General features: G+C 37.5%; 3 protein-coding genes. All 3 read left to right on the forward strand.

Annotation, left to right across the window (positions count from 1 at the left end; translation table 11 throughout):
• Positions 1-57: 57 nt before the first annotated feature.
• The coding region (locus AFK68_RS09225) for a transglycosylase domain-containing protein (RefSeq protein WP_371357299.1) at positions 58-920 on the forward strand (863 nt) is incomplete at its 3' end.
• 153 nt (positions 921-1,073) lie between these two features.
• On the forward strand, positions 1,074-2,123 hold a 1,050-nt coding region (locus AFK68_RS09230), incomplete at its 3' end, for a transglycosylase domain-containing protein (RefSeq protein WP_371357300.1).
• A gap of 829 nt (positions 2,124-2,952) precedes the next feature.
• The gene (locus AFK68_RS09240) at positions 2,953-4,065 is read left to right on the forward strand and encodes a geranylgeranyl reductase family protein (protein WP_094672467.1); all 1,113 of its coding nucleotides are present in this window, start codon (positions 2,953-2,955) and stop codon (positions 4,063-4,065) included.
• Positions 4,066-4,550: the final 485 nt, after the last annotated feature.

The following is a 4,550-nucleotide window of genomic DNA, read 5'->3' on the forward strand; positions in this document are numbered from 1 at the left end:
AAGTATATAGAGTCTCAAGGTAGGAGGAATAAAAATAATTTCAACCCTGTATCAAAGATGTTGAGTAAAAAATTTGAAGATCCTCTACAAGCACCAAAATTTGATGATATAAAAAAACAGAAAAAACAAGCTAATGATACCCTAAAAAAGAACAGTAAAAATAGGAAAAATATAAAGATAAAAGGAATTGTATTTAGTCGAAAGCTGTGGCTAAGATTAGGTTTGATTGGAGTTAGTAGTATTGTTATTTATGGTGGTTGGCAGTGGCGAAAATTAGAGCAAAGTTTACCAGAAATTACTGATATTTCTTCCTATAGTAGAGACGGTACTTTAACAATAAAAGCTGCCGATGGTAAAATTATCCAACAAACCGGACCTGCTACTAGAGAAAAAATTAAATTAGAAGATATTCCTACTCCTTTAGTTCAAGCTTTTATTGCTATTGAAGACAGACGTTTTTATGAACATAGAGGAGTTGATTATCGGGGAATTATTAGAGCATTTGTATTTAATATAATTGCTAGAGATGTAGTTCAAGGGGGTAGCACTATTACCCAACAGTTGGCGCGGATGGTTTTCCTGGATATGGAACAAACTATTTGGCGGAAACTCCGAGAAGCAATGTTAGCTTGGAAAATGGAAAAGGAGTTATCTAAAGAAGAAATTTTGGAACTATACCTAAATATAGTTTATCTGGGTTCCGGTGCTTATGGTGTAGCTGATGCTGCTTGGGTTTATTTTAGCAAACCAGTATCCGGTCTAACTTTAGCAGAAATGGCAACTTTGGCAGGTTTGCCTCCTGCACCTAGTCAATATTCGCCATTGGTTAACCCGGAAGCAGCTAAAGATCGCCGAAATTTAGTATTAGCGGAAATGAAAGCAGCAGGTTTAATTTCTGATGAGCGGGCAAAAACAGCGATNCAACTTTGGCAGGTTTGCCTCCTGCACCTAGTCAATATTCGCCATTGGTTAACCCGGAAGCAGCTAAAGATCGCCGAAATTTAGTATTAGCGGAAATGAAAGCAGCAGGTTTAATTTCTGATGAGCGGGCAAAAACAGCGATCGCTAAACCTATGGCAGTACAACCTAGTGCGCCAAAACGTCTGATAGTAGAAGCTCCATATTTTGCTAACTATATTCAGAAAGAGTTACCCAAATATGTTTCCCCAGAAGTTTTGGCAAGAGGGGGGTTGACAGTGGAAACTACTCTGGATAGAAGTTGGCAAGAAATAGGAGAAAAGATAATTGAAGAAGCTGTTGATATTGATGGCGATCGCCAAGGGTTCGATCAGGCAGCATTAGTTGCTATTGACTCTACTAATGGAGAGGTGAAGGCATTAGTAGGAGGTCGAGATTTTGCCGAGAGCGAATTTAACCGAGCTATTCAGGCGCAACGTCAACCAGGTTCGACTTTTAAAAGTTTTGTTTATGCTGCTGCTGTTGCTGCTGGTTTTCCTCCCACTGATGGTTATCGAGACTTACCATTGACAGTAGATGGTTATAAACCGAAAAATTATGGTAAAAGGTATGCTGGTTGGCGATCGATGATTGATTCTTTGGCATATTCTATCAATGTGGTGGCAGTACAGGTATTGATGGATGTGGGGTTTGAACCTGTGATTAAGTTAGCTCGTGATATGGGGATTAAATCTGAGGTTAAAGCTACTTATTCTATGGCTTTGGGTACTTGGGAGGTGAATTTATTGGAGTTGACAAATGCTTATGCGACTTTTGCTGCACAGGGTAAGTATATTCCTGCTCATGGAATCAAAAAAATAATTAATCAAAATGGTGAAGTTATTTATGACGTTAATTTTAAACCAAAGCAGGTGTTAGATAAGGATACGGCAGCAATTGTTACCTGGATGTTGGAGAATGTTGTGAAATATGGTAGCGGTGCAAATGCTTATTTGTATGATCGCCCTGTGGCGGGTAAAACAGGTACGACTGAGGAGGCGCGAGATTTGTGGTTTATTGGTTATATTCCCCAAGTAGCAACAGGAATTTGGTTAGGCAATGATGATAACAAACCTACCTGGGGTGTGAGTAGTACGGCAGCATATAATTGGCAACTGTTTATGAGGGAGGTAGTTGAGGATATGCCAGTTAAAGATTTTCCTAAANCCTGTGGCGGGTAAAACAGGTACGACTGAGGAGGCGCGAGATTTGTGGTTTATTGGTTATATTCCCCAAGTAGCAACAGGAATTTGGTTAGGCAATGATGATAACAAACCTACCTGGGGTGTGAGTAGTACGGCAGCATATAATTGGCAACTGTTTATGAGGGAGGTAGTTGAGGATATGCCAGTTAAAGATTTTCCTAAAAAGCCTAGTTTTTACGATCGCAAACCTACTATTGAACCTAAACCAGTGGAACCAAAATGGATTAGGTACGGGAATATTGGGCCTGATGGTAGAGAGTTAGAAAGGAGAAATTATTATAGAGATTATTATGATAGAAATTATTAAACTTTAAGGATAACTGATACTCTAATATTTATGCACTTAATCATATATAAATTATGAATCCTCATTGGTGAAAACTCCTAGTTTGTAGAGGGTTTGGAGACCAAACCCCTACCGTCTTGAAGTCTACCGATACTACCGGATTTGATATTATATTATATCCGGATAATTAGTGATAAAAAATTTTTATTTGTAGTAGGACTTGAGAAATATCTATCTATAGCAATTCTAAATAGGTTGTAAGATTTTATCGTAGGGGTTTGGTCTCCAAACCCTAGTCAACATAATGGGATTTGAAAACTAAACCCCTACAATTTTTCTCACAAATCATTTCATCTTGTTATATTATCGGGCTAGAGCAAAACTACTAGCTTGTAATTATCACTATTCAACCGGACATGATATGACTTCTTCCTACTCCCTATTTCCTATTTCCTATTTCCTATTTCCTATTTCCTATTCCCTATTCCCTACTCCCTAATTAAAATGTTTGATTGTATCATAGTTGGCTCCGGACCCGCAGGAGCAAGTGCGGCATATCATTTAGCAAAATACGGACGTTCTGTATTAGTTTTAGAAAAAGAAACTTTACCCCGATATAAACCCTGTGGAGGTGGAGTTTCTCCTATTGTTCAAGAATGGTTTGATTTTGATTTTTCACCTGCTATTTCTCTGAAAATTAACTCCATTCGTTATACTTGGAAAAAAGGCGATTTAGTAGAGGTAAAACTACAAAATCAACAACCTATTTGGATGGTACGCCGTGAAGTTTTTGATTATTTTATCGTTCAGCAAGCGCAAAAACAGGGAGCAGAAATTAGAGATAAAACTCCAGTTATCGGCATAGAATTTAAGCACAATAATTGGCAAGTTTATACAAATAATCAATCATTTACTTCTCCCTATTTAATTGCTGCTGATGGTGCTAAAGGTTCTATGGCAAAATGGTTAGGCTTTAAAAATCGTAAACGGTTTGCTGGTGGAGCAATGGAAATAGAAGTACCAGTGAAAAATCAACAAATTGATAGTGCTTATTTTGAATTTGGAATGTTAAATAATGGCTATGTTTGGAACTTTCCTAAAGCTGATGGATATTCAATAGGAGTCGGTACATTTTGGCGAAAACACGGTCAAAATTTTGGAGCTTTATTAACAGAATATGCCACGATGTTTGAGGTAAATATTCAAAATGTTCAGAAGTTTGGTCATCCTTTATGTTTATGGAATGGGAATCAAAAATTACATACTCAAAAAGCAGTTTTAGCTGGAGAAGCAGCTTGTATTGTTGACCCTTTTACTGCGGAAGGAATTAGACCTTCTATATTTACAGGTATTAAAGCAGCAACAGCAATTCATAATTCTCTAAATGGAGATTTATTTGCTTTGGAAAAATACACTCAAATAATTAATGAAGAATGGGGGAAAGATATGGTTTGGGCACAACGTTTAGCTCAAGGATTTTCTCGTTTTTCAAATATTGGTTATCAAGTAGGAGTAAAGCGACCTCGTGCTACTACTATTATGACGAAAATTTTGTCTGGAGAATTACGTTATTCTGATGTAGTTAGTTCTGCTTTACGAAAACTTTGGCAAAGGTAATTTCAGTTATCAGTTATCAGTTATATCATGTCCGGTTGAATAGTTATAAATAAAAAGGGAGGAGTCAGGAGTCGTAGGGGCATTTGCGGAGCATTCCGGAACGGAAATGGCCATGTGCTAACGCAAAGCTCCGCTTTATATGTCGCTCCGCGTTTTTCATGTCGGCTCAAGCGCCGTTAGCGGAGCTTTGCGCTAGCAAAACGGAGTTGTGCGATAGCAAAACGCCCGTACAGGAGTCAGGAGGGAAGAGGGGAGAAAGAAAGTATATGCATGAGAAAGTTTTTTTATCACGCTCTTATCCGGACATGATATTATCAGTATCTCTGGCTAAATCTAGAGGGGGTATGATAAAATATTTTATCCTAATCAAAACAAAGGTTTTCTCTTACTATAAAAAAATCAATTTTGTAACTCCATTGATATCTACTATATTTTTAATGCTTATACGTAATACTACTTTGATAAATGTTTATATCATGTCGGGT

This window comes from Hydrocoleum sp. CS-953, assembly GCF_002260545.1.
Taxonomy (GTDB): domain Bacteria; phylum Cyanobacteriota; class Cyanobacteriia; order Cyanobacteriales; family Microcoleaceae; genus Trichodesmium.

What these genes read in the sequence shown, in the direction of transcription:
- AFK68_RS09240 (WP_094672467.1), top strand. Translation starts at nt 2,953, where the DNA reads ATGTTTGATTGTATCATAGTTGGCTCCGGACCCGCAGGAGCAAGTGCG.